At 57.3% G+C, this 26,329-nt stretch carries 22 protein-coding genes and 1 pseudogene; 12 read left to right on the top strand and 11 right to left on the bottom strand.

The window, feature by feature from the left end; translation table 11 throughout:
* Positions 1-80 precede the first annotated feature (80 nt).
* The gene (locus tag U9R80_RS21100; RefSeq protein WP_301843420.1) at positions 81-1,076 is read right to left on the bottom strand and encodes a GlxA family transcriptional regulator; all 996 of its coding nucleotides are present in this window, start codon (positions 1,074-1,076) and stop codon (positions 81-83) included.
* Positions 1,077-1,209: 133 nt separating this feature from the next.
* Between U9R80_RS21100 and U9R80_RS21095 the strand changes: the two genes are divergently transcribed.
* Together U9R80_RS21095 and U9R80_RS21090 are read left to right on the top strand one after the other, a co-directional pair.
* Positions 1,210-2,322 carry an S-(hydroxymethyl)glutathione dehydrogenase/class III alcohol dehydrogenase gene (locus U9R80_RS21095; RefSeq protein WP_301843419.1) on the top strand — a complete coding sequence of 371 codons (1,113 nt, stop codon included), beginning with the start codon at positions 1,210-1,212 and terminating at the stop codon, positions 2,320-2,322.
* A gap of 70 nt (positions 2,323-2,392) precedes the next feature.
* Positions 2,393-2,776, top strand: a complete 384-nt coding sequence (locus tag U9R80_RS21090; protein ID WP_301843418.1) for a VOC family protein — start codon at positions 2,393-2,395, stop codon at positions 2,774-2,776.
* A 185-nt stretch (positions 2,777-2,961) separates the two neighbouring features.
* Here the strand turns inward: U9R80_RS21090 and U9R80_RS21085 are convergent.
* The 8 genes and pseudogenes from U9R80_RS21085 to U9R80_RS21050 all read right to left on the bottom strand — a co-directional run.
* Positions 2,962-3,245: pseudogene (locus tag U9R80_RS21085) on the bottom strand (erythromycin esterase family protein); the annotation flags it as partial.
* An 82-nt stretch (positions 3,246-3,327) separates the two neighbouring features.
* Positions 3,328-3,993 (bottom strand): TetR/AcrR family transcriptional regulator, encoded by a 666-nt coding sequence (locus tag U9R80_RS21080; RefSeq protein ID WP_301843417.1) that lies wholly within the window; start codon positions 3,991-3,993, stop codon positions 3,328-3,330.
* A 26-nt stretch (positions 3,994-4,019) separates the two neighbouring features.
* The gene (locus U9R80_RS21075; protein WP_301843416.1) at positions 4,020-5,447 is read right to left on the bottom strand and encodes a purine-cytosine permease family protein; all 1,428 of its coding nucleotides are present in this window, start codon (positions 5,445-5,447) and stop codon (positions 4,020-4,022) included.
* Positions 5,448-5,540: 93 nt separating this feature from the next.
* On the bottom strand, positions 5,541-6,683 hold the full coding sequence (locus U9R80_RS21070) for an acyl-CoA dehydrogenase family protein (RefSeq protein WP_301843415.1): 1,143 nt from the start codon (positions 6,681-6,683) through the stop codon (positions 5,541-5,543).
* Positions 6,673-7,839, bottom strand: coding sequence for a CaiB/BaiF CoA transferase family protein (locus U9R80_RS21065; protein WP_301843414.1), 1,167 nt, complete (start codon positions 7,837-7,839; stop codon positions 6,673-6,675). The genes U9R80_RS21070 and U9R80_RS21065 overlap by 11 nt, the downstream gene beginning before the upstream one ends.
* Positions 7,840-7,964: 125 nt before the next feature.
* The gene (gene hutU / locus U9R80_RS21060; RefSeq protein WP_324803842.1) at positions 7,965-9,647 is read right to left on the bottom strand and encodes a urocanate hydratase; all 1,683 of its coding nucleotides are present in this window, start codon (positions 9,645-9,647) and stop codon (positions 7,965-7,967) included.
* A gap of 384 nt (positions 9,648-10,031) precedes the next feature.
* Positions 10,032-10,784, bottom strand: coding sequence for a histidine utilization repressor (gene hutC / locus U9R80_RS21055; protein ID WP_301839198.1), 753 nt, complete (start codon positions 10,782-10,784; stop codon positions 10,032-10,034).
* 107 nt (positions 10,785-10,891) lie between these two features.
* The gene (locus U9R80_RS21050) at positions 10,892-11,866 is read right to left on the bottom strand and encodes a LysR substrate-binding domain-containing protein (protein WP_324803838.1); all 975 of its coding nucleotides are present in this window, start codon (positions 11,864-11,866) and stop codon (positions 10,892-10,894) included.
* A 122-nt stretch (positions 11,867-11,988) separates the two neighbouring features.
* Between U9R80_RS21050 and U9R80_RS21045 the strand changes: the two genes are divergently transcribed.
* The 7 genes from U9R80_RS21045 (at position 11,989) to U9R80_RS21015 (ending at position 18,020) form a co-directional block, all read left to right on the top strand.
* Positions 11,989-13,062: an aromatic ring-hydroxylating dioxygenase subunit alpha gene (locus tag U9R80_RS21045; RefSeq protein ID WP_301839201.1), complete on the top strand. Its 1,074-nt coding sequence runs from the start codon at positions 11,989-11,991 to the stop codon at positions 13,060-13,062.
* Position 13,063: 1 nt separating this feature from the next.
* Positions 13,064-14,194 (top strand): FAD-binding oxidoreductase, encoded by a 1,131-nt coding sequence (locus U9R80_RS21040; protein WP_301839204.1) that lies wholly within the window; start codon positions 13,064-13,066, stop codon positions 14,192-14,194.
* A gap of 117 nt (positions 14,195-14,311) precedes the next feature.
* Positions 14,312-14,695 (top strand): VOC family protein, encoded by a 384-nt coding sequence (locus tag U9R80_RS21035; RefSeq protein WP_301839206.1) that lies wholly within the window; start codon positions 14,312-14,314, stop codon positions 14,693-14,695.
* 129 nt (positions 14,696-14,824) lie between these two features.
* Entirely contained in the window at positions 14,825-15,661 is an 837-nt protein-coding gene (locus tag U9R80_RS21030; RefSeq protein ID WP_301839210.1) for a transporter substrate-binding domain-containing protein, read from the top strand.
* A gap of 107 nt (positions 15,662-15,768) precedes the next feature.
* Positions 15,769-16,431, top strand: a complete 663-nt coding sequence (locus U9R80_RS21025) for an amino acid ABC transporter permease (protein ID WP_301839212.1) — start codon at positions 15,769-15,771, stop codon at positions 16,429-16,431.
* Positions 16,428-17,099 carry an amino acid ABC transporter permease gene (locus U9R80_RS21020; protein WP_301839214.1) on the top strand — a complete coding sequence of 224 codons (672 nt, stop codon included), beginning with the start codon at positions 16,428-16,430 and terminating at the stop codon, positions 17,097-17,099. Before U9R80_RS21025 ends, U9R80_RS21020 begins: the two co-directional genes overlap by 4 nt.
* Before the next feature lie 84 nt (positions 17,100-17,183).
* The gene (locus tag U9R80_RS21015; RefSeq protein WP_301839216.1) at positions 17,184-18,020 is read left to right on the top strand and encodes an amino acid ABC transporter ATP-binding protein; all 837 of its coding nucleotides are present in this window, start codon (positions 17,184-17,186) and stop codon (positions 18,018-18,020) included.
* Positions 18,021-18,319: 299 nt separating this feature from the next.
* Here the strand turns inward: U9R80_RS21015 and U9R80_RS21010 are convergent, their stop codons facing one another.
* On the bottom strand, positions 18,320-19,567 hold the full coding sequence (locus tag U9R80_RS21010; protein ID WP_301839218.1) for a ribonucleotide-diphosphate reductase subunit beta: 1,248 nt from the start codon (positions 19,565-19,567) through the stop codon (positions 18,320-18,322).
* A gap of 216 nt (positions 19,568-19,783) precedes the next feature.
* On the bottom strand, positions 19,784-22,666 hold the full coding sequence (locus tag U9R80_RS21005) for a ribonucleoside-diphosphate reductase subunit alpha (RefSeq protein ID WP_301839222.1): 2,883 nt from the start codon (positions 22,664-22,666) through the stop codon (positions 19,784-19,786).
* A gap of 781 nt (positions 22,667-23,447) precedes the next feature.
* Between U9R80_RS21005 and U9R80_RS21000 the strand changes: the two genes are divergently transcribed.
* Genes U9R80_RS21000 through U9R80_RS20990 form a run of 3 tightly spaced genes read left to right on the top strand, consistent with a single transcriptional unit; the run spans position 23,448 to position 26,328 of the window.
* A complete protein-coding gene (locus U9R80_RS21000; RefSeq protein WP_301839224.1) occupies positions 23,448-24,173 on the top strand; it encodes a response regulator transcription factor in 726 nt (241 codons plus the stop codon).
* On the top strand, positions 24,170-25,786 hold the full coding sequence (locus tag U9R80_RS20995) for an ATP-binding protein (RefSeq protein WP_301839225.1): 1,617 nt from the start codon (positions 24,170-24,172) through the stop codon (positions 25,784-25,786). The genes U9R80_RS21000 and U9R80_RS20995 overlap by 4 nt, the downstream gene beginning before the upstream one ends.
* Entirely contained in the window at positions 25,783-26,328 is a 546-nt protein-coding gene (locus U9R80_RS20990; protein WP_301839228.1) for a (2Fe-2S)-binding protein, read from the top strand. Before U9R80_RS20995 ends, U9R80_RS20990 begins: the two co-directional genes overlap by 4 nt.
* Position 26,329: the final 1 nt, after the last annotated feature.

Here is a 26,329-nt window from a genome sequence, read left to right as displayed (position 1 = left end):
TGGGCGACTGTTGCGCATGGGCCATATACCTGAGTAAATGTGTTAAAAGAAACTAAGGTAGTTGATTGTACGAATAGTGATCAGGTGCCAAGGAAACGCTCTTGATATTGCTTAGGGGTTACCGATAGGTACTTTTTAAATACGCTACGTAATTGGTCAGTGGTTGAAAAGCCGCACTTGAATGCCACACTTTTCATCGGCAGGCAGCTCTCACTTAATAAGCGCCGTGCTTTATCAATTCGGGCTTTCTCCAGGAACTCAGAGGGACAAATGCCTACCTCTTTATGGAAGGTCCTCGTAAAGTTTCTTAGGCTCATCGAGGCCTGATTAGCCATAAGCGATACGCTGATCTTTTGATCAATATTGTTCAATACCCATTCCTGAACTGTGCGCATTCCCGAGGCCTGAGTCATCTGGCTTGTCAGGTTAGCACTGAACTGTGACTGACCGCCGGGACGTTTCAGGAAAATCACCAGGTCCTGGGCCACTTGCAGAGCAAGATCATGGCCGAAATCCGCCTCGACAAACGCTAGCGCCAAATCCACCGAAGCGCTCACACCTGCTGATGTCCAGAGGTTTCCTTGGTGAATGAATATGGAGTCAATGTCGACTTGGATGCCGGGGTAATTCTGTTGCATGACCTCAGCCATTCTCCAATGAGTAGTCGCTCGCTTGCCATCAAGCAGGCCGGCTTCTGCAAGGAAGAACGCTCCTGAGCAGAGGGCGGCAAAGCGCTCAACTTTCAGTGCGACACGCTTGGTCCACGCCACAATTTCCGACTGTTCTTCGATAATTCGTTCAATGTCGTGCGCACCGACAACCAATATCGAGTGGGGAAGCGATTCTTCGTCCAGAGTATGCGTTGCATTCAAGGACATGAGCGTGTCTGAAGGAACGGGGCCTAATTGTGTTGAAACAATTCTAACCTCGTACCCAGGCGTCTTTCCTTGCGCTTCCAAGTGCTTATTCGCATATGTGAAGACTGTCATGGGGCCGATGGCCTCAAATGACTTGAACTCTGGATAAATCACGATATCGACAATTTGGAGTTTTGCAGCGTCAGAACTGAGCATCATTGCATCTCTTATTTGGTGCTTGGCCCGATTTCATGCCAGCTTGGCCGAATTAAACGGCATTCTCATCAGCGTAACGATTCGGATTTTTCTATTGTAGGGGCACCTGAATAACACACGGTAGGTACCCGTTACCATGATCAAGTCGCGCGCAGCTGTCGCTTTCGGACCTAATGAACCGCTTAAAATCGTTGAAGTTGATGTTCAGCCTCCCAAAGCAGGTGAGGTTCTGGTTAGGATCGTTGCGACTGGCGTTTGCCACACTGATGCCTATACCTTGTCCGGGCAGGATTCAGAAGGCGTTTTCCCTTGCATCCTCGGCCATGAGGGCGGCGGCATCGTCGAAGCTGTGGGCGAGGGTGTGACCTCCCTACAGGTCGGCGATCACGTGATCCCGCTCTACACGGCTGAATGCCGAGAGTGCAAGTTCTGCAAATCCGGCAAGACCAATCTCTGTCAGGCCGTACGAGCTACTCAAGGTAAAGGCCTGATGCCTGATGGCACCACCCGTTTCTCTTACAACGGCAAGCCTGTTTACCACTACATGGGCTGCTCGACCTTCTCCGAATACACCGTGCTGCCCGAAATTTCTCTTGCGAAGATTCCAAAGGAAGCGCCACTGGAAAAGGTTTGCCTGCTGGGCTGCGGTGTGACCACCGGCATCGGCGCTGTACTCAACACCGCCAAGGTGCACGAGGGCGCCACGGTGGCTGTTTTTGGCCTGGGTGGTATCGGCCTGGCGGCGATCATCGGCGCCAAGATGGCAAAGGCTACGCGCATTATTGCCGTAGACATCAATCCAGCCAAGTTCGCTATCGCTGAGGAACTGGGCGCCACTGACTACATCAACCCGAAGGAACATGATCGGCCAATCCAGGAGGTCATCGTCGAGTTGACCGATGGTGGTGTCGATTATTCCTTTGAATGCATCGGCAATGTCCAGCTCATGCGTGCAGCACTCGAGAGCTGCCACAAGGGGTGGGGAGAATCGACCATTATCGGCGTGGCCCCGGCGGGTGCCGAGATCAGCACCCGTCCTTTCCAGCTGGTCACCGGTCGTGTGTGGCGCGGTAGCGCCTTTGGGGGCGTTAAAGGCCGTACCGAGCTGCCGAGCTATGTTGCGCAGGCCGAGAAGGGCGAGATCCCGCTCGACAAGTTCATCACTCACACCATGGGACTAGAACAGATCAACGAAGCCTTTGAGCTGATGCACGAAGGCAAGAGCATTCGCTCAGTCGTCCACTTTTGAATGATTTCCCGGTAGCTCCTATGAGCTACCGGTTTCTTCCCTCAACACCCCACCTGCAATGGAGACGTTTATGTCGATTTTCACTCATGTAACTGTTGGTACCAATGATCTGGCTAATGCTCGTAAGTTCTACGACGAAGTACTAGGCAAGCTGGGTTTCAAGCGCCTGGCTGATCTGGGTGACAACGGCTCGATCTGGGGCGTAGATAAGCCTGCTTTCTTTGTACTCAAGCCAGCCAATGGCCAGCCGGCCAGTGTAGGTAATGGCGTGACCGTAAGCTTTGAAGCCCAGAATCGCGCGCAAATCAATGCCTTCCACGAAGCAGCACTCGGTGCCGGTGGCAAAGGCGAAGGCGATGCAGGTACTCGTGACTGGGCGCCGAATGCCTATGCTGCATATGCCCGTGACCTCGATGGCAACAAGCTCGCCGTGTACTGCTTCAAGGCCGAGTAAGCCACCTCAAGTGGCACCCATCGGGTGCCGCTTCCTTCGCAGTGTCATGGTACCGATGTAAGCCATTCCTTTTTGCCCAGATTATCCTTCCCTCCCATGCCTTGATCATGGAGTTTTATCAAACTTCATGACGCTTTGTCCGCGTAAGCGTAGCACCACGGGCATCATTGTATTGATCGCTGCGATAACCATAGCGCGAAGTACTTCACCTCTGCGTTGTTCCACATCCATGTTGGGAACCTGTTGAAGATATGACGTTTCCAAGCGGAGGGTGCAACCTCCTCACATAGCGGCCGGCACTTTCGGCATTGGGCCAGTCTGCTTCGATGGCCACAATGTTGAAGCCGTGTTGCACGATCAACCATTGGGTAATAGCAGCCCGGGGTCAATAGAAGTAGTTGATGCTGTGGCAGGCTTCCCCGAGCATGATCATGCGTGCATCGGTATACCGGTCGAACAACATGGCGAAAGGCCCCAGAAGGCAGCGGTTCCGCAACGAAACCAGCATTCGGCCGGTTGAGTCAAATCGTGACCGACTAAAACCATTCTTATTAAGCATTTTTCTTGCTTGCGATAATATGCATGATACAACCCGTGAGCAATTCCGTCAGACGCTGTTCAGTTATCTTCACTTCGTTCCAATGTAACTGGCCATAGAGCATTCCAATCACTGCATGGGTGATCAAGCAGGTTTCGGCATCTGGTTTGCCCTTCACGCCGTATTCATCGGCGATAATCTCGCCTAATAGCACGCTGTGTGCATGCTTCAATTTGTCGGCTTGGTGTTTGTGTTCCTCGTTGAGGTTAACGAACTCACGGGTCACCAATACCAACCGGTTTTTTTCCTTCATGGAAAAGGTGACGAAGGCCTGAACAAAGCGGTGCACACGTTCAGAAGGGGTTCTGGCGCCTTTCATGCGGCGCTTGGTCATGACCAACAGGTCTGTCAATGCAGATTCAATAAGTTCAAACAACAAACCCTGTTTGTTTTCGATGTGATGGTACAGCGACCCGGCTTGCAGCCCTATGTAGCCCGCCAGATCACGCAAGCCGATGGACTGGAAACCGTGTGTAGCGAAGAGCTCGATCGCGGCGCAAATAAGCCGGTCACGAGCGCTGGTTTGCGAAATGACTGATGTGCCGACGGCAAGCATGGCGACTCCGTTAAGGAAAAAACGATCATCCGGCTCGATCAGTTTTTTGAACAATGGCGGCACGGGCATGCCGCCCTGTTGCGGGGAGGTCAGACCGGGGTGGTCTCTTGCGGGAGAATCAGTTGCGAAGGAACTTTTTGTCGCGACTCACGTGCCACCCAGTAATAAATAAAGGCGGGTACTGTTAGGCCGATTAACCAGGAAACATCTGTCCCGCCTAATGTCTCAACCAGAGGGCCAGTGTAGAAACTGGTGGCAATGAATGGCATCTGAATCAACACACCGAGGGTGTAGACCGCAATACCTGGTAGGTTCCAGCGACCATAACGGCCATCTGGATCGGACAGGGCGGGTATGTCGTAGCGCTCTTTGGTTACCAGATAGAAGTCCACCAGATTGATAGCACTCCAGGGGGTGAAAAAGGCAAGCAGAAACAGGATGAAGGCAGAGAAGTCGTGCAGAAACGAGTGCCTGCCCATCAGCGCCAGTGCCGTCGCCAGTCCGACCATGACCAGAATGTAGATCGTGCGCGAAGTTTTGGAGATTTCCTGATTACCGCAAAAGCCGCTGACAATCGTGGCCAATGACATGAAGCTGCCGTAAGCATTGAGTGTCGTGATGGTGACCTTGCCAAACGCAATGCTGAAAAACAGCAGCGAAGCCACAAAGCCACTCGCGCCAAGGCCAACGATGTAGGAAACCTCGTGGCCAGCAAACTGATCGCCCGCCAGCGCCGCGACGAACACACCAAAGACCATCGATATTTGTGTGCCGATGACGGATCCCAGTCCAACGGCTAGAAAGGTTTTCAAGCCTGATGTGGTTCTCGGCAGGTAGCGCGAATAGTCAGCCACATAGGGGCCGAATGCGATTTGCCAGGACGCCGAGAGCGAGATGGCCAGCAGAAAGCTGTTTAGTGAAAAATGTCGATTGGCAAGCAGTTCGCTGATGTCGTGGTCAGAAAGCAAACGATAGAACAGGTAGAAAAATGACACCACTCCAATGATACTCGACAGCCGCCCGATCAAATGAATCGTACGGTAGCCCAGTACGGTTAGCACGACGATCATCGCTGCGAAAATGAGTATGCCGGTGCTATCACTGACATGCACCAGTTGGCTGATAGCTTGGCCTGCAAGGACCGATCCGCTGGCCGAGAACCCTATATACATCAAGCAAGCCAGAACGATTGGGATGACGGCGCCATAGACGCCGAACTGCACGCGGCTGGAGATCATTTGTGGCAGGCCCAACTGTGGGCCCTGGGCTGCATGCAAGGCCATGATTGCACCGCCCAACAGTTGTCCGATCAGCAGGCCGATCAACGACCAGAACACGTCTCCGCCCAGCACCACGGCCAGGGCCCCGGTGACGATCGCGGTCACTTGCAGGTTGGCACCAAACCACAATGTGAACTGGCTGCGCAGTCTGCCATGGCGCTCCGATTGGGGGATGTAGTCGATGGATCGCCGTTCTATATACGTCTTGCGCTGCGCACTTTCTTTGGAGGCGGACATGGCGGTTCCTCTCGGGTGTCGTTGGGTGCGACACCCATCTCGGGTTGAGACACTAATGGGGAGGCCCTTGATCAGGCCCTGTTTTTCATCCGTTTAGCGCTGAGTTTCGAGAATGCTTCGCGAAATGATGATTTTCTGTACTTCCGAAGTTCCTTCGAAAATCCGCAGGATTCGTGCATCGCGCACATAGCGCTCCAGCGGTAAGTCGCGAATGTAGCCGTAGCCACCATGCAGTTGTAGTGCGGCATCAGTAACGAAACCGGCGCATTCGGCGGCGAACAGCTTAGCGGTGGCCGACTCAAGGCTGAAGCGCTCACCGCTGTCACGACGGGCTGCGGCTTTCCAGGTAAGCATGCGGGCAGCTTCCAGTTGCGAGTACATGTCGGCAAGGCGCCATTGCGTTCCCTGATAGGCAGCCAGAGGCTTGGGCCCGATCTGTCGTCCGCCAACCCAGCCAAGGCTTGCCTGCAATGCGGCATTGGCAATGCCCAATGACATGGCCGCCACTTCGACACGGCCGCGATCGAGCACGGCCATGGCCGTGTTGAAGCCAGCGCCTTCGCTGCCCAGTAACGCCGACTCCGGCAACCAGCAATCCAGAGCCAATTCATAGATCGTACTGCCGCGCAGCCCCATGGTTTTTTCCGGGCTGGAAAAGCTGATTCCTGCAGTACCCTGAGGAATCATGAAAGCGCTGATTCCCTTGTGCCCGGCTTCTGCATCGGTCTTGGCATAGAGCACAATGAAACCTGCTTCGCGGGCATTGGTAATATAGTGTTTGCTGCCGCGTATTCTCCAGCCGCCATCTTCAGGCTGTGCCCGGCAGCGCATGTCGGCTGGATTGGAACCTGCGGCCGGTTCGGTCAGGGCAAATGCACCTAGCAATTCTCCACTGGCTGCACGGGGCAGCCATTCCAGCTTTTGCGCTTCGGTTCCGCCAATCAGAATTGAGTCGGTCGCCAGGAAATGCGCGGTCAAAGCCGATGCGGTAGAGGCGCAAGCGCCTGCTACGGCCTCAACCACGCGGCTCATGGCCAAGCTGCCGATGCCCAGTCCGCCATATTCTTCGGGCAAGTTGATACCCATGCCGCCCAGTTCTGCCAACGCCTGCAGGCTCTCGGCACAGAAGGTTTCAGTTTCGTCGTAGTGCTGAGCGCGTGGCTGGATGACCTCGCGCGCCAGTTTTTCAGCGCTCTCGACGACGGCCAGTTCAACCTGATCGAGTTCAAAGTTCATGGGAAAGCTCCTGTTTGTTCAGTCCGAATGCTGTGTTGTCGGCACCCAGGCGGGGGGCGAAGGTGACGGCATGGGGTTTGTGTCCATTGAAAAAAACCGGCTGCGGCACCAGTGGCAAAGGAGCGCCTTCGGGGCGAACCAACAACTGGCGGACATGCGCCTGTTCACTCGCTGCGGCCTGGGCGAGATTCCATACCGGAGAAGACGGTACGCCGGCATCGAGGAGGATGTCGCAGGCCTGGTCAACACTCAGCTGACGCGTCCAGTTTTCGATTTCCGCGCGCATGGCGGGCTCGTTCAACGTACGTTGCGGGTCATCGGCGAAGCGTGGATCTCTCGCCAGCTCAGGCTTGTCGATGCATTCACACAAGCGCTGGAACAGCTTGTTGCTTGCTACTGCGATGACCACTTGACCATCGGCCGCACGGTAGGTATCGAAGGGGGTCGACACGGGATGGCGGTTACCGACCAGGCCGGGTGCAACGCCGTTGGCAAAGAGATTGGACAGGCCGGTCATCTGCATGCTGAACAACACATCGAACATGGCGACGTCGATGTATTGCGCGCCGGGTGCGTGCCGCTCGCGAGCAAACAGCGCGGAGCTGATGGCCCAGGCGGCATAAACGCCGGCACATAGATCGCCAATTGCTTCGCCGCTGCGCGTCGGTCCTGTCTCGGCAAAACCGGTGACGCTCATGAGGCCGGACATTGCCTGGGCGACGATGTCATAGGCCGGATTGCCCGAGAGCGGACCGTGCTGGCCAAAACCGGAGATGCTCGCATAGATCAGTTTGGGGTTATATTGCTTGAGGGTGTCGAAGTCGATGCCTAGGCGACGGGTCACGCCTGGGCGGAAGTTCTCCACGACAACGTCGGCGTCACGGACCAACTCATATAAACGGGCCAGGTCTTCGGCGGACTTGAAGTCCATCTCGACACTGCGCTTTCCGCGATTGATCAAACCGAAATAAACGCTTTCGCCGTTTTTGAATGGACCCAGGTGACGGCTGTCATCACCGTGGCCTGGCACTTCGAATTTGATGACATCAGCACCGAGGTCAGCCAGCATTGCGGTGCAGTGGGGACCAGCCAATACACGGCTCAGGTCCAGCACGCGAACGCCCTGTAGTTGTTGGGTAAATGGGCTGCTATTCATGGAAGTCTCCTCGGGAAAGGGCTGTTGTTTCTGTAGGAGCCGAGCATGCTCGCGATGGCGGTGTATCTGGCACACTGCGTTATCGTTCATCGCGAGCAAGCTTTGCTCTACAGGGTTTTGCGTTATTAGCCGGTAATCATTGGCAGGTTCAGCCCTTGCTCCTTGGCGCAGTCGATGGCGATCTGGTAACCGGCATCGGCGTGACGCATGACACCGGTGGCCGGGTCGTTGGTCAGGACGCGAGCGATACGTTCAGCCGCTTCGTCGGTACCGTCGCAGACGATGACCATGCCCGAGTGCTGGGAGAAGCCCATGCCCACGCCACCACCGTGGTGCAGCGAGACCCAGGTGGCGCCGCTGGCGGTGTTGAGCAAGGCGTTGAGCAGCGGCCAGTCGGAGACGGCGTCGGAGCCATCACGCATGGATTCGGTTTCACGGTTAGGGCTCGATACCGAGCCGGAGTCGAGGTGGTCGCGGCCAATCACGATCGGTGCCGACAGCTCGCCGCTGCGTACCATTTCGTTGAATGCTAGGCCGAGCTTGGCACGCAGGCCCAGACCTACCCAGCAGATACGCGCTGGCAAGCCCTGGAAGCTGATGCGCTCGCGCGCCATGTCCAGCCAGTTGTGCAGGTGTGCGTCGTCAGGGATCAGTTCCTTGACCTTGGCGTCGGTCTTGTAGATGTCTTCGGCATTACCCGACAGCGCCGCCCAGCGGAACGGGCCGATACCGCGGCAGAACAGCGGACGGATGTACGCCGGGACGAAGCCTGGGAAGTCGAAGGCATTGCTCACACCCTCTTCCTTGGCCATCTGACGGATGTTGTTGCCATAGTCGAAGGTCGGCACGCCTTGCTTCTGGAACTCGAGCATGGCTTGAACGTGCACGGCCATGGATTGCTTGGCGGCTTTGACCACGGCAGCAGGTTCGGTCTGCGCGCGATCGCGGTACTGCTCCCAGGTCCAGCCGGCTGGCAGGTAACCGTTGAGCGGGTCGTGGGCGCTGGTCTGGTCGGTGACCATGTCAGGGCGCACGCCACGCTTGATCAGCTCTGGCAGGATTTCGGCGGCGTTGCCCAGCAGGGCGATGGAGATGGCTTTGCCTTCGGCGGTGTACTTGGCGATACGGGCCAGGGCGTCATCCAGATCCTTGGCTTGCTCGTCGACATAACGGCTGCTCAGGCGGAAGTCGATGCGGCTCTGCTGGCATTCGATGTTCAGCGAGCAGGCACCGGCCAGGGTCGCGGCCAGTGGCTGGGCGCCGCCCATGCCCCCGAGGCCGGCGGTCAGCACCCACTTGCCCTTGAGGCTGCCGTTGTAGTGCTGGCGACCGGCTTCGACGAAGGTTTCGTAGGTGCCCTGGACGATGCCCTGGCTGCCGATGTAGATCCAGCTGCCGGCGGTCATCTGGCCGTACATGGCCAGGCCCTTGGCATCCAGTTCGTTGAAGTGTTCCCAGTTGGCCCAGTGTGGCACCAGGTTGGAGTTGGCGATCAGTACGCGCGGAGCGTTGCTGTGGGTCTTGAACACGCCGACCGGCTTGCCCGACTGCACCAGCAGGGTTTCGTCTTCGTTGAGGTTGGTCAGGCTCTCGACGATCTTGTCGTAGCACTCCCAGTTACGTGCGGCACGGCCGATACCGCCGTAAACCACCAGTTCTTTCGGGTTTTCTGCGACTTCCGGGTCGAGGTTGTTCATCAACATGCGCAGCGGCGCTTCAGTCAGCCAGCTCTTGGCGGTGAGCTTGTTGCCGCGGGCTGCGCGGATTTCGACGTCACGCAGGCGGGTGGTTTTGGTGTTCATGGTCATCTCCTCATTCAGCGGCCAGTGGGGTGGCATCAGCAAACAAAGGTGTATATGTATGCTTATATCAACCTGTATGTACAAGTAGGTGCAAGTGAAGGGCCAAATTCCAATTTTTTATCCGAAAAAAAACTGAAAATTTAAATAAAGTGTTTTATTTCAACACCTTAGAAATTAACGGGGAAATGGATGGATGCTAGGGAGGAAGGGAATTCTGTTGCAATTTTTGATTGTGTTGGTGTTGGAGTGAGCGATTCGTAACATATCTGTGTGGGGCAGTGATGGGGTGTCACCTTTTTGCCACTTCTAGCAACGGCGGTAACAGCATCAGCTGAAGGCTTGCAACAATGGGCTTATCGAGCGGCAAGCAGGGGCCGCTCGACCCGTGAATCAATTGCCGAATTTTCCTTCCAGCCGATAACGCGAACCAGGATAGACCAGTCGCGCACAACCGACCTGGCCTTTGGCTGCCCAGGTACGGCGGCGAATTAACAGGCACGGCTCATACCGTTTGATTTGCAACAGCTTGCACTCCGCAGATTTGGCATGGATCGACTCGACCACATGTTCGCCTTCGGTCAGCGGGGCCAGCTGGATCAGGTAGGCATAAGGCGTGACCTTGGTAAAGTCCTGTTGCAAATAAGCGGGGGCTACCTCGGCATTGACGAAGCGCTCTTCGATCTGCACCGGCACACCATTCTCGTGATGCACTACAACCGAATGGAATAGATGCTTGACCCCCTCCAGAGGAAAGGGCATTGAAGCACGGGCTCGTTCAGGCATTTCCTCGAGCACAATCACTTCGCAGCGATGCTCGTGACCCCGGGCTTCGATTTCTTCCGCGATGTTGTGAATCTCGAAAAGCGCGGCATGCCCTTTGGGTTCCGCCACGAAGGTGCCAACCCCTTGCATCCGCACCAGCGCGCCTTCAATGGCCAGCTCACGTAGGGCCCGGTTGATGGTCATGCGACTCACCCCCAGCAAGTTCAGCAATTCGCTTTCAGACGGTACCTTGGAATTGGGCAGCCAGGCACCGGAACGAATCTTCTGCATGATGATTTGCTTGACTCGCGCATACAGAGGGGAGGGGCTCTCGAGAGAAAATGACTCGAGAGATGCATTATCCTCAATAGATTTGGTCACGTTTATTCCTGAATTGAAAAATCACCCCGACAAGCTCGCTGGATAGTTTACCGAGCTGCGAGAGATACGCCTATGCGCAGATAAGGAACCAAGGATATTGTGCGGCATCACCCCGACAGCCCCAAGAGGCGGGCATTGATGGACATCTGCTCACGCCCACGGGCTATTAACCAGCGCTGAAAGTCACGGCAGTGAGCTTTTTCATAGGCGCTTTTCGAGCTCACTAGAAAGTACGATGTCGGCATTGGCAGTGCCTTGGGAAATGGCATTATCAGGCGGCCCGAGGCCAGCTCATCGGCGATCATCGAGCATTGCCCCAAAGCAATTCCCTGGCCCCGCACAGCTGCCTGAAGGGCCATGTACGACAGCGAAAAAACCCGATAACTCTGGCGTAAGTGGGGGCACTCCACTTGTTGCGCGGCAAACCAGTCTCGCCAGGACGGTGGTGAAACAAATTTCGGAAGCCAGTCGATGGACAGCAAAGGATAGGCCAGCAGGTCGGCGGGCGACCGCAGCGGCGTGTTGGCGCGCAGCAATGAAGGGCTGCAGACCGGTACTACGTGATCATGAAACAATTCGACAGCATTCCCCACGTACTCCCGGTCGCTGTAGGTAAAGCGGAAGTCAAATTCGTAACCCTCGGGTGAAGGCTCTTCATGCGTGCCTTCGAGGAACACATCGAGCTCTGGGTGCCTGTCTTGCCAAGTGAAAACTAGTGGCGCCAGCCATTGAGACAGCAGTGAGGGCATGGCGCTGATCCGAATATTCGTAGGATTTTTAGAGCGCTCGACCTCAGTGTGTGCAATCCGCAAGCTTTCAAAGGCCGTCGTGCAGCTTTTGTGATATCGCTGCCCGGCGGCAGTCAGGTGGATTTGCTTGCCAACCTTGAGGGTCAAGCTCAGACCCAGGCTCTCTTCGAGCAACTTCATCTGTTGGCTGACAGCACCCGGCGTGATGCCCAGGCGTCTGGCTGCCTCTGTGATGCCGCCATAACGGCCAACCGCTTCAAAAATTTCCAATGCGCGCAGAGAGGGCAAATGGTTCATCACGCTTTCTCCGATCTGTTTTGATTCTAAGATCATTTAGAATAACTAAATGAAATAACGTTTTTCCTCATCTTTTCAAATAAAAATATCCTCGTATTCTGGACGTGTCAGAAGCGCTTTTTTGCAAGAGCGGCGAACAACAATAAGAGGATCCCACAATGTTTTTGCGCAATGCCTGGTACGTGGTTGTCGAAGAAACTGAGCTGGCGATGAGCCTTTACCCGATCACAATCCTCGGTGAGCAGATCGTGCTCTATCGCAAGCTTGATGGCACTCCCGTCGCACTTGAGGATGCTTGCCCGCACCGCAAATTGCCGTTGTCGATGGGACGCAAAATAGGCGACCAGATCGAATGCGGTTATCACGGTCTTACCTTCGATTGCTCTGGCAGCTGTGTCCGTGCTCCAGGCAGCAACCGTATTCCACAAGGTGCCAAAGTACGTAGTTATCCACTCGCCGAGCGCTATGGGCTGATCTGGATCTGGATGGGGGATGCTGAGCTGGCCGACCCGGGGAAGATCTTTCAGGTGCAGGAGTGGGGTGATCCGGGCTGGGGCATCAATCGCGGTGGCAACATGACCGTCGAATGCAATTACCTGTATATGACTGACAACCTACTTGATCCCGCGCATGTGGCTTGGGTACATCAGACCTCGTTTGGCAATTCTGCCTGTGAGGAGGAGCCGCTGAATACCTCTGTCACAGATGTAGGTGTAACGGTTTCTCGCTGGATGCGCGATGTCGAAGTGGCGCCTTTTTATGCCAAGTTCGTGAAGTTCAGCGGTCGTTGCGATCGCAAACAGCACTACGAGGTCCACTTTCCTTCTTGCGCCATTATCAAGTCGCTGTTCACGCCGGCGGGAACGGGCTCCGATGAGGGGCCACTGCATGATCAGGTGTTCCTGATGAGTTCCTACAACTTCATGACGCCGATCGACGAGACAAACACCCGGTACTTTTGGTTTCAGATGCGCAACTTCGATCAAGACAACGCAGAGGTATCACGTCAGTTTGATGAAGACGTGCGTTTCGCTTTCAGCGAGGATCGGGTTGTCTTGACCTCTGTACAACGAGGTATGGAGAAGAAACACACGCCTAACATCGACCTGGTCACCGACTCAGGACCGCTACGGTTTCGAAGAGCGCTCGACAAGATGATAGCGCTAGAGAACGCGAGCCCGTTGGTTCCGCTGACGCAACTCGACACCAGGTCGGTTGAGCTGGAGGCTTGAGATGAGCGCCAGTATGAAATTGCCGCTATCTCAAAAGAGCTTTGCATCCTACCGGGTTGTTGAGAAACGTCAGGAAAGTGAGGTCGTCACATCATTCCTGCTTGTCTCCAACGATCCGGTCCCGAATAAGCAGTTTCGTCCGGGTCAGTTCATTGTCGTTCGCCTGCCAGGGGAGGGCGGGGGCACACTGCTTCGCAACTACAGCCTATCGGGCAAAGCCTGCGATTCTCGCCTGCGAATCTCAGTGAAACGCGAACCCGCCCCCTTCGATCGCCCCGATCTACCACCGGGCCAGGGGTCAGGCTATTTGCATGGGCAGGTGCAAGTAGGCGACCTGCTTGATATCGCGGGACCGACAGGGGACTTCGTGCTTGATGAGCAAAGCCAGCGGCCTGTGGTGCTGTTCAGTGGGGGGGTGGGCATAACGCCGATGGTCAGCATGCTACATAGCTTGAGCACTGACTCGAAACGCCAGGTGTATTTTATCCACGCCTGCGAAAACGGCGCCATGCATGCTTTTCGTGATGAAGTATTGGCGCTGACAATGAGTCGTCCAGGGATAGAAGCGCACTTTTGTTATCGACAACCAAGTACCGACGATATCGACAGAAATGCCTTCCATAGCCAGGGCTTGGTCAGTCGAGAAACCCTGCAGTTTCTTCTGCCCCTTGATGACTATGACTTTTATCTGTGCGGTCCCCGTCAATTCATGCAAGCGAACTGGCGTCTTCTGCGTGGCCTGGGTGTCGACAAGGCCCGTATCCATTACGAGTTTTTCGGCCCCGCTACCGTTCTTGAAGAGGATGAAGTCCGCCCTTCGATCGCAGCCCCGGCGACAGAGGTGTTGCCTGCCACGGAAGTTCTGGCAGACGAGGCTTTGACCGTGCAGTTCTTACCGTCCGGCACCCGCATTGCCTGGAGTCCTGACTGCCACTCGTTGCTTGACCTCGCTGAACAGGCCGGTTTGACCCCGTCGTTCAACTGCCGGGCCGGACTTTGTAATGCCTGTCGAGTAAGGCTGCACAGTGGTTCGATCGAGTATTTCGAGTTGCCACTGGAGGTGCCTGAAAACGGCGACATTCTCCTCTGTTGCAGTCGGCCAGTGTCGGCAGTGACGGTGGAGATTGCATAGCGATCACGCGTGTCTCGCACCTGGACGATTTGGCGAATGTGACATAACGTCCCCTGCGCAGATTTACCCACCTGCCAGACACAACGGCAATTAACAGTCATACAGGAGAAACACTAAATGAGCGTTTCTACTCACGTAACCGTTGGCACCAATGACTTGAATAAAGCCCGTGCTTTCTACGACAGCGTACTGGGCAAAGTGGGCCATAAACGCATCGCCGGTCTGGTGGACAACGGCTCGATCTGGGGCGAGGAGTCACCCTCGTTTTTCGTCCTCAAGCCGGCAAACGGCGCCCTGGCCACTGTCGGCAATGGTGTGACGGTCAGCTTTGAGGCACTAAACCGCGCCACCATCGATGCGTTCCACGCTGATGCCCTGGCTGCCGGTGGCACTGACGAAGGTGCACCAGGGCCGAGGAGCTGGGCACCGAATGCCTATGCCGCCTACGCACGTGACCTCGAGGGCAACAAGCTGGCGGCTTACTGCTTTAAGCCGACCTGAACTTCCACGCTTCGCCGAAAGCCTTGACTCCGTACTACGACCTGTTGAGGTCGCCACTACCTTGCTGCTAATTCATCGAAGCAATAACAACAATTAATAAAGCGCCACAAACTTCTGAGGAGCTACTCGATGCAACGCTATAGCAATCATTACAAATCCCTGTCCGGCTTCTTTGCCGTTGTACTCATGAACCTGGCACCTCTCGTTGCCCAGGCTGACCAGTGGGCCGAAGTGAAAAAGGCCGGCGAGCTGGTTATCGGTACGGAAATGCAATTCGCCCCTTTCGACTATCTGGAAAAAGGGCAACAACAAGGCTTCAATCCGGCACTGTTCAAGCTAATCGGTGAGAAATTGGGGGTCAAGGTGCGTTTCCTGGACCTACCTTGGGCGGGGGTATTGCCTGGGCTAGAAGCGAGCAAGTTTGACCTGGTTGGCGGTCCGCTCATCATCACCCAGGCGCGCAAGGAACGCTACAGCTACACCTTGCCAGTGGCTGAAGCCACGGTGGCACTGATGGTCAGGGCCAACGATGGCAGCATCAAAAAACCTGCCGACATTGCCGGCAAAGTCGTTGGTGCCGGCAAGGGCTCGGCCATGCTGGAAGATCTCAAGTCATTCGCTGCCACGCTGCCGGAACCGGTGACCATCCGAGAGTATGTCGACAACAATCAGGCTTACGCTGACCTGAGCGCCGGTCGCATCGCCGCAGTGGCCAATTCACTGCCCAACATTTCTTTCATTGCCTCTCAGCGTTCGCAAGTATTCAAAGTGGTGCAGCCGCCGTTTGGTAAGCCTTCGTACTTTGCTTACGTCGGCCGCAAGGGGGAAGACTCCAATAGCCTGATCGCCGAAATCAATCAAGCACTGCTAAAGCTTCATGACGACGGTCGATTGGCCGCATTGCAAAAGCAATGGTTGGGGGCCGAGATGCCGGTGCCGACGACAGAGGTCCATCCGAGTTGGTAACTACTTTGCCTGTCGCGACGTTCGTCGATTCCTCCGCACTCCTTTGTCGGGTGAAGGGGACGCCAGAGCGCCTGTTGGTTTGATTTTGTTCGTGTGGAGTGATCGCCATGATTTTCGATTGGCATACATTGATCCAGAATGTTCCGTTACTGGCGGCGAGCCTGATCGTCACGCTGCAAGCTGCTTTGGCGGGGCTGGGTTTTGGCTTCGTGATTGGTGTCGGTGTTTGTAGCCTGCGGTTGTCGCGCCGGCGGCTGTTCAGTCGCCTGGGCGGTAGCTATATCTTCGTTTTTCGCGGTATTCCGCTGCTGGTCCAGTTGCTGTTCATTTACTACTTTTTGCCACGTATCGGCCTGCCGAACATTTCGCCTATGACCGCAGCGATCATTGGTTTGTCGCTGGCTGCCGGAGCTTACATCGCGGAAATTCTGCGCGGCGGCATTCTCGCTATTTCGCGAGGTCAGCTGGAAGCTGCCGGGATGCTGGGGCTTAGTCCGCTACAAATGTTGCTTAGGATCAAGCTGCCGCAGGCCGTGCGCCTCACGTTACCTGCACTGGTCAACGAAATGATCCTGCTGGTCAAGGCTTCCTCGCTTATTTCGGTGGTGGGTATTGCCGACCTGACTCGTACAGCCCAAAACCTGGCCGCCAGCGATTATCTGTTTCTCCAGAATTACTTGTTGCTGGCTGCTTTTTATTGCCTGATCAACTTGCCTTTGGCCTGTTGCGGGGGCTGGCTGGAACGGCGCATGGGAGGTAAGACAGCATGAGTTTCGATCTTTCGATTATTACCGATCACCTGCCCGATATCGCCAGCGGCTTCAGCATCACACTCGTAGCATGGGCCAGTGGCGTAGTGCTTGCGCTGATGCTGGGTCTGTTAGTAGCCATGCTTCAAATATTCGGTGGTGCACTGCTACGCGGGGTATTGCGAATCTACGTAGAGTTGATCCGCAGCACGCCGTTTCTGGTTCAGTTGTTCCTTCTGTATTACGGCGGACCCAGTCTGGGCGTAGAACTGCAGCCTGTGACAGCCGGTGTGATTGGCCTGGGCATCTATGGCAGCGTGTACTTCGCTGAGATTTTTCGTAGCGGTTTCCTGTCGATTCCCAAGAGTCACCTGGAGGCCGCTGACTGTCAGGGCATCAGTCGCTGGACCTGTATGGTTCGCATCGAGATGCCGCAGATGCTGGTGATTATCCTGCCCGCACTGGTCAACCTAATCACCATCCTGTGCAAGGAAACCGCTGTGCTGTCGATCATCACAATTCCTGAGCTGACGATGATCATGACTGGGATTGGTTCTTCCACATTTGCCTTCGTGGAGACCCTGTTCGTGCTGGGCGTCAGTTACCTAATCCTGATCGAGCTGTGTTCGCGAGCTGGGATGTGGCTGGAGAAACGAGTGGGGCGCTTCATGATTCGCGAAGTGTTGTGACCGATGCGCCGCTGAATGAAATAGCGGCGAAAGATGCCATGAGAGTGGTGATCAGCCACCCGTCATATCCAATGAGGTAAGAGCATGAACACTTTTCCTGTGAACGGCGAACCGATTCTAAAGCTGCGCGGGGTTGGTAAACAGTTTGGCAATTTGCAAGTCATTAAGGGTGTCGACCTGGACATCCACCATAGCGAAGTGGTGTGCCTGATCGGCCCCTCCGGATCGGGAAAAAGTACGTTGCTTCGCTGTATGGCGTTCCTCGAGCAATACGACGAAGGTGAGATCCACATTGAGGGGCAGTTGCTAGGTTTGCTGGCTGGCTCACAACGTAAACTCTGCAGTCGAAGTCGACTGAACCATGTACGGCGCAACGTCGGTATGGTTTTTCAGCAATTTAATTTGTGGCCCCATATGAATGTGCTGGGCAATGTCATTGAGGCGTTGTTGAGGGTTCGCAAACTTTCTATGGTTCGAGCGCGGGAAAAGGGTTTGAGCATGCTCGATAAAGTGGGGCTAGCACACAAGGCCGAAGCCTTTCCAGCGCAGCTTTCCGGTGGTCAACAACAGCGCGTTGCCATTGCTCGTGCGCTTGCCATGGAGCCTCATATCATGTTGTTCGACGAGCCTACATCTGCTCTCGACCCGGAGCTGGTCGGAGAGGTACTGCAAGTCATGAAGTCCCTCGCTGCTGACGGTATGACGATGGTCGTCGTCACCCACGAGATGGGTTTTGCAGCTCAGGTCGCAGACCGCGTGGCGTTTCTCGATCAAGGCAAGATCGCCGTCTGTGGTTCTCCGCAGAAAATTTTCCATGGTCCTGAAAATCCGCGACTGAAGCAGTTTTTGCAAAACTATTTAGATCGCAATGCTTTTTGGCAGGACAATAGGAGCGTTGTACATTCTAGCCCTGCAGAATAATAGTTACCGTCACATCGCCCTTCACTAAAGTTTAGCGAAGGGCTTGGGCTCTTTGACTCAGACACGGTCTAGCGAACGCTGTGTTTCTGCAGTGTATCGAGTACGGGCTTTATCACTGACAGTATCTTTCGAGCACTCTCAGTTTATGGCGTTTCCTCCTGTTCACCTTGCTCGAGCTTTTGTCGATGCAGAAAAAAGCCACCTCAGCTTGCGGCTGAGGTGGCTCTGCGTTTTAGGCTATGGTTTCAGCCGATCTTGAAAAAATTTCAGCCGATCATGAAAACCTACGGAGCGAGAAATCAATCCCAGCTCAGCGCCCCGCCAGTCTGATACTCGATAACCCGCGTCTCGAAGAAGTTCTTCTCTTTCTTCAAGTCCATGATTTCGCTCATCCATGGGAACGGGTTGGTGGTACCTGGGTACTCTTCCTTCAAACCGATCTGCGACAGGCGACGGTTGGCGATGAACTTGAGGTAGTCCTCCATCATCGCGGCGTTCATGCCCAGCACGCCGCGTGGCATGGTGTCGCGGGCGTATTCGATTTCCAGCTGGGTGCCCTGCAGGATCATCTGCGAGGCTTCTTCCTTCATTTCGGCATCCCACAGATGCGGGTTTTCGATCTTGATCTGGTTGATCACGTCGATACCGAAGTTCAGGTGCATGGACTCGTCACGCAGGATGTACTGGAACTGCTCGGCAACGCCGGTCATCTTGTTGCGGCGGCCCATGGACAGGATCTGGGTGAAGCCGCAGTAGAAGAAGATACCTTCCAGAACGCAGTAGTAGGCGATCAGGTTGCGCAGCAGTTCTTTGTCGGTCTCGACGGTGCCGGTGTTGAATTCCGGGTCGGAGATCGCGCGGGTGTAGCTCAGGCCCCAGGCGGCTTTCTTCGCGACCGACGGGATCTCGTGGTACATGTTGAAGATCTCGCCTTCATCCATGCCCAGCGACTCGATGCAGTACTGGTAGGCGTGGGTGTGAATCGCCTCCTCGAAGGCCTGGCGCAGGATGTACTGGCGGCACTCGGGGTTGGTGATCAGGCGGTACACGGCCAGGGCCAGGTTGTTGGCAACCAGGGAGTCGGCCGTGGAGAAGAAGCCCAGGTTACGCATGACGATGCGACGCTCGTCGTCGGTCAGGCCTTCAGGGTTCTTCCACAGGGCGATGTCCGCGGTCATGTTGACCTCTTGCGGCATCCAGTGGTTGGCGCAACCGTCCAGGTACTTCTGCCAGGCCCAGTCGTACTTGAAGGGCACCAGTTGGTTGAGGTCGGCACGGCAGTTGATCATGCGCTTTTCGTCGACGGCGACGCGGGCGGCAGAACCTTCCAGCTCAGCCAGGCCTTCGGCGATGTCGAGGTCGTCCAGGGCGGCCTTGGCGCGCTTTACTGCGTCCGAGTCGGCAGCGGTCACGGCACGGGCTTCCAGTGCGGCGACACCGCCTGCGCTGTCGAGCTTGTCGATGCCAGCGGCAGCGGCTTGAGTGGCGTTGGTGCCTTTGGCGGCTTCTTCGCCTTCGTCTTTGTCGAATTCGTCCCAGCTCAGCATGGTGTGCTCCTGCTTGAGGGCCATGTTCAGTATGGCCGGTGGATCTTGGTTGCGTTGCTTGCATTGGGTACAGCAGTGCACGCAAAACTTGGAATGCTTCCGGGAGCGGGGCTCCTCGGAGAAGGCCGGATAGCTCCGGCCTTTTTTATTGGGCTTGGTCGGTAAGGTAGCGGGGTTGCCTTATTGCGGGGCAACCCCGCTCCTTCCGTGCAATCGTTACTGGCAGGCTTCGCAGTCCGGCTCGTCGATCGCGCAGGCCTTTGGCACTGGCGCTGGGCCTGCTGCCTGGACCGGGGCGCTGTCGCCACCGCTGGATACGGCGTTGAGCTTGCCGGTGTTGATGGTCGACTTCTCGGTGCTGGTCGCAGCCAGGGCACGGAGGTAGTAGGTGGTTTTCAGACCACGGTACCAGGCCATGCGGTAGGTGACGTCCAGCTTCTTGCCCGAAGCGCCGGCGATGTACAGGTTCAGCGACTGGGCCTGGTCGATCCACTTCTGACGGCGGCTGGCGGCGTCGACGATCCACTTGGTTTCCACTTCAAAGGCAGTGGCGTAGAGCTCCTTGAGCTCCTGCGGGATGCGCTCGATCTGCTGTACCGAACCGTCGTAGTACTTCAGGTCGTTGATCATGACCGGGTCCCACAGGCCACGGGCCTTGAGGTCGCGAACCAGGTACGGGTTGATCACGGTGAATTCGCCCGACAGGTTCGATTTCACGTACAGGTTCTGGTAGGTCGGCTCGATGGACTGCGATACGCCAGTGATGTTGGCGATGGTCGCGGTTGGCGCGATGGCCATGATGTTCGAGTTACGAATACCTTTTTGTACGCGGGCACGGACCGGCGCCCAGTCCAGCGACTCGTTCAGGTCGACGTCGATGTACTTCTGGCCACGGGCCTCGATCAGGATCTGTTGCGAATCCAGCGGCAGGATGCCTTTGGACCACAGCGAGCCCTGGAAGGTCTCGTAGGCGCCGCGCTCGTCGGCCAGGTCACAGGATGCCTGGATGGCGAAGTAGCTGACCGCTTCCATCGACTTGTCGGCGAACTCGACGGCAGCGTCGGAACCGTAAGCAATGTGCTGCAGGTACAGCGCATCCTGGAAGCCCATGATGCCCAGGCCGACCGGACGGTGCTTGAGGTTCGAGTTGCGCGCTTGCGGCACCGAGTAGTAGTTGATGTCGATCACGTTGTCGAGCATGCGCACGGCGGTGTTCACGGTGCGTTGCAGCTTGGCGGTGTCCAGCTTGCCATCGACGATGTGGTTCGGCAGGTTGATCGAGCCCAGGTTGCAGACCGCGATCTCGTCCTTGTTGGTGTTCAGGGTGATCTCGGTGCACAGGTTCGAGCTGTGGACCACGCCCACGTGCTGCTGCGGGCTGCGCAGGTTGCACGGGTCCTTGAAGGTCAACCATGGGTGGCCGGTCTCGAACAGCATCGACAGCATCTTGCGCCACAGGTCTTTGGCCTGGACGGTCTTGAATACCTTGATCTTGTTGTACTCGGTCAGGGCTTCGTAATACTCGTAGCGCTCTTCGAAGGCCTTGCCGGTCAGGTCGTGCAGGTCTGGCACTTCCGAAGGCGAGAACAGGGTCCACTTGCCGTCATCGAAGACGCGCTTCATGAACAGGTCAGGGATCCAGTTGGCGGTGTTCATGTCGTGGGTACGACGACGGTCATCACCGGTGTTCTTGCGCAGCTCGATGAATTCTTCGATGTCCAGGTGCCAGGTTTCCAGGTAGGCACAGACAGCGCCCTTGCGCTTGCCACCCTGGTTGACGGCGACGGCGGTGTCGTTGACCACTTTCAGGAAGGGTACGACGCCCTGGGATTTACCGTTGGTGCCCTTGATGTAGGAGCCCAGTGCACGCACAGGGGTCCAGTCGTTGCCCAGGCCACCGGCGAATTTCGACAGCATGGCGTTGTCGTGGATCGCGTGGTAGATGCCCGACAGGTCGTCCGGCACGGTGGTCAGGTAGCAGCTCGACAGCTGTGGACGCAGGGTACCGGCGTTGAACAGGGTCGGGGTCGAGGCCATGTAGTCGAAGGACGACAACAGGTTATAGAACTCGATCGCACGGGCTTCCTTGTCTTTCTCTTCCAGCGCCAGGCCCATGGCCACACGCATGAAGAACACCTGAGGCAGCTCGAAGCGCACGCCATCCTTGTGGATGAAGTAGCGGTCGTACAGGGTCTGCAGGCCCAGGTAGGTGAACTGCTGGTCGCGCTCGTGGTTGATCGCCTTGCCCAGCTTGTCCAGGTCGAAGTCGGCCAGGGCAGGGTTGAGCAGCTCGAATTCGACGCCCTTGGCGATGTAGGCCGGCAGGGCCTTGGCGTACAGGTCGGCCATTTCGTGGTGGGTGGCGCTTTCGGCCACGTCCAGGAAGCCCAGGCCTTCGGCACGCAGGGTGTCCATCAGCAGGCGGGCGGTCACGAAGGAGTAGTTCGGCTCACGCTCGACCAGGGTACGGGCGGTCATCACCAGGGCGGTGTTGACGTCCTTGATGGCCACGCCGTCGTACAGGTTCTTCAGGGTTTCGCGCTGGATCAGGTCGCCATCGACTTCTGCCAGGCCTTCGCAGGCCTCGGAGATGATGGTGTTCAGGCGGTTCATGTCTAGTGGAGCGAGGCTGCCGTCGGCCAGGGTGATGCGAATGCTCGGGTGCGGCTGCACGGCGGCGTTGTCGGCGCTGCCGCGGGTGGCACGCTCCTTGGCGCGCTGGTCACGGTAGATGACGTAGTCGCGGGCAACTTTTTGCTCGCCGGCACGCATCAGGGCCAGTTCGACCTGGTCCTGGATTTCTTCGATGTGGATGGTGCCGCCCGATGGCATGCGACGCTTGAAGGTAGCGGTGACCTGTTCGGTCAGGCGGGCAACGGTGTCGTGGATACGCGACGAAGCGGCAGCGGTGCCGCCTTCAACTGCAAGGAACGCCTTGGTGATAGCCACGGTGATCTTGTCGTCGGTGTAGGCGACGACAGTGCCATTACGCTTGATCACGCGCAGTTGGCCTGGGGCGGTGGCAGCCAGATCCAGATTCGAATCGGCGGCCTGCGGCGCCTTGGCCTGCGGGTTCTCGCGAGTTGTGTCGGTTTGCATGGGTGTCTCCACGTTCTCTATGTTTATTTAGGCGCCTTGTAGGCGCCCGCCGTTCCGTCCGAAAGCCCAACAACCGACCCTGGCGACACGCGGGAACACGATGCTCCGGCATGCCGGACAGGTCGGGCATACTCACTTCGGGACAGATCAGGAATTAAAGGGCAACTGAGTGCCGCTCCCTGGCCGAAGTCAAAGGTTTTGAATGCATGACTCAAAACTGTTGCTGTCGGGTGAGCAAAGACTTGCAACACCCATACCCGAAACAACGCCCTCCAAAGGGCTTGCAACGGTCGCCTCCGCAGGAGCGGTTTGGCTGCAGATTTCTTCTAAAGTTCAAGCAAAAAAAGCACTGCTGGAGGGCTTGAGTTCTTTGCTCTACTTGTGCTTGGAATTTTCGTCAAACCCCAAGATGTAGTGTTTGTTTGCGATAGCGATACAAGATAATGCGGTCCGGGGGGTATTGCAAGGTCGGGCGCTGTGGATAACTTGTGCGTATTTTGTGTGTGATTTTGGCAAACGCCTTGTAGGCCGCGTCTTAGCGCCAAGTGACCGTCCGTCACCCTTTTTTTACCTGCACGGTGACTCGGCTCGGAATTTTCGGGCGCGCACCCTACCACAAATCTGATGACCTTCCGAGCGATCGCGACCGTGGTCATATGCCGCTCGTGACGATGGTTGGCAGGCGTCGGTGCCCGACGTAGTATCCGGAGCCGATGTTGCCTTTTGGTGAAGTTGCACCCAGGGGTACGTTCTAAATAACAACAAGCCGTTGAGGTGAGCCGTGGAGCAGCAGCGCAGTCGGGTATTGATCGTCGAGGATGACCAGCGTTTGGCCGATCTGACCCGTGAGTACCTGCAGGCCAACGGTTTCGACGTCGATGTCGAAGGTGACGGGGCGAAGGCGGCCGCGCGGATCATCGCCAGCCAGCCGGACCTGGTGATCCTCGACCTGATGCTGCCGGGCGAGGACGGCCTGAGCATCTGCCGCAAGGTCCGTCAGCATTACCCCGGGCCCATCCTTATGCTCACGGCGCGCAGCGATGACCTGGACCAGGTCCAGGGCCTGGACCTGGGAGCCGATGACTACGTGTGCAAGCCGGTGCGCCCGCGCCTGTTGCTGGCGCGGATCACTGCCTTGCTGCGGCGCAGTGAGGTGCCGGCCGACAGCGAGCCACCGCAGGTGCTGCAGTTCGGACCGCTGCGGGTGGACAACATCCTGCGCGAGGCCTGGTTGCAGGATGACGGGATCGAGCTGACCAGCGCGGAATTCGACCTGCTCTGGCTGCTGGTCAGCAATGCCGGGCGCACCTTGTCCCGGGAAGAAATTTTCACTTCCCTGCGTGGCGTGGGCTATGACGGCCAGGACCGCTCCATCGATGTGCGTATTTCCAGGATTCGCCCGAAAATAGGCGATGACCCGGAGCACCCCCGGATGATCAAGACCATTCGCAGCAAGGGTTACCTGTTCGTGCGCGAGGCGGCCGAGGCTATGGGCCAGGTGCGATGAATTCGATCTTCCTGCGCATCTATGGCGGGATGCTCGCCGCGCTGGTGCTGGTGGCGGTGCTCGGCGTGCTCAGCGTGCATCTGCTCAACGAGGTGCGCGCCGCTCAATACCGTGAGCGCCTGGCCCACGGTACCTTCACCCTGATGGCCGATAACCTGGCGCCCCTTGGCGAAGTCGAGCGCAAGCGCGCCCTGCTGATCTGGGAGCGCCTGTTGGGGATTCCGCTGGAGCTGCAGACCTTCAGCGCGGCGGGCCTGGAAGGCGGGCAACGCAGTCAGTTGCAGCGTGGGCAGGTGTTGGTGGAGAAGATCGGGCCGCATGCAGCCAAGGTCATGCGCCAGGTGGGTACCCAGGAGCTGCTGCTGATCGGCGAAGTGCAGCAGATCAGCGAGCAACTGGCGCGAGCCACTATTTACCTGCTGGCCGATGAGCTGGTGCGCTTTCCGGTCGGCGAGCAGCGCCAGCGCCTGGCCGAGCTCAAGCAGAACAAGGGTTTCGGCTTTGAGCTGGGCCTGCGCCGGCTCGAACAGACCGATATGGATGAGGATCAGCGTCGGCGTGTCGATGAAGGCGACACGGTGATGGCCCTGGGCAAGGATGGCGACTCTATCCGGGTGTTCGCCGGTATGGTTGGCACGCCCTGGGTGCTGGAGCTGGGCCCGCTGTACCAGATGAACCCGTACCCGCCGCAGTTGCTGGCGCTGATCGCCGTGCTTGGTTTGTGCCTGATCGGGCTGATTGTCTATTTGCTGGTACGCCAGCTCGAACGGCGTCTGTCCGACCTCGAAACTGCCGCCACCCGCATCGCCCAGGGCAGCCTGGAAACCCGTGTGGCGAATGATGATGCCGACTCGGTAGGGCGCCTGGCCGCGGCGTTCAACGGTATGGCGGCGCATCTGCAGCGTTCGCTGAGCATCCAGCGTGAGTTGGTGCGCGCCGTCTCTCACGAGTTGCGCACGCCGGTGGCGCGGCTGCGCTTCGGTCTTGAAATGATCGCCACCGCGCGCGATGACCAGGCGCGGGAAAAGTACTTGAGCGGCATGGATGGCGATATTCAGGAGCTGGACAAGCTGGTTGACGAGATGCTCACCTACGCGCGCCTCGAACAAGGGGCGCCTGCCCTGAATTTCCAGCGGGTCGATCTCGATGCCCTGCTCGACCAGGTCATCGATGAGCTGTCCCCCCTGCGCAGCGACGTCAGGGTGGTGCGCGGGCCTTGCCACGTGGGGGAGCAGGCGTCGGACGGGCAAGGTGCCTGGGTCGAGGCCGAACCCCGCTACTTGCATCGTGCGCTGCAGAATCTGGTCAGCAATGCCATGCGCCATGCCGAGTCCCAGGTCAGCCTCAGTTATCAGTTGGGGGCGCAGCGTTGTCGCATTGACGTCGAAGACGATGGCCCGGGTATTCCGGAAAGTGTCTGGGATCGTATCTTCACGCCTTTTACCCGCCTGGATGACAGCCGCACCCGCGCCTCGGGCGGGCACGGCCTGGGCTTGTCGATCGTGCGCCGGATCATCTACTGGCATAAGGGACGGGCATCGGTGGGGCGCAGCGAGTTGCTGGGCGGTGCGCGTTTCAGCCTGAGCTGGCCGCGCAAGCAGGACCCGGCATGAGTGAGCCGGTGCGCCTGGATCAGGTACTGGAACCGCTGCGCTTCGATCAACTGCTGCTCGATCTGTATGGCCCGCAATTGATGCCCGCCCAGCGCCCGGTGCTGGTGTCGCAGTGGTCGAAGTACTACTTCGCGACGGTCTGGCAGACGCTGCTTGGCGATGCAAGGCTGCCCGTGTTTGCCGAAACTGTTGTCGCGCTGGATGCCCGTGGGTTGCCGACAGCGCTCAATGGGCAAGGGCGGTACTGCCAAGGGCTGGACGAGGTTGGCAGCCAGCACCTGGAGCCCTTGGTGCAGCGTCTGGGGGTGCTTGGTGCGCTGCAGTCGGCGGTCCTGTGGGGAAATGCCGGCGACTGCCTGGATCAACTGCTGCCCCTGGCCGGGTGCGACACAGGCCTCGGGCGCTTGCTTACCACGCCGGGCAGCCCGCTGTTTGCCGCGGTCGGCCTGGACGCCTCAGGCAAGCGGCGTCGGCGGACCTGCTGCCTGAGCTACAAGGTGGACTGGGTTGGGCACTGTGAGCATTGCCCGCTGCCGGGTTGAG

The organism is Pseudomonas sp. JQ170C, from assembly GCF_035581345.1.
GTDB lineage: Bacteria > Pseudomonadota > Gammaproteobacteria > Pseudomonadales > Pseudomonadaceae > Aquipseudomonas.
Note: the sequence above shows the minus strand (reverse complement) of the source record. Positions and strands in the feature narration are given on the sequence as shown.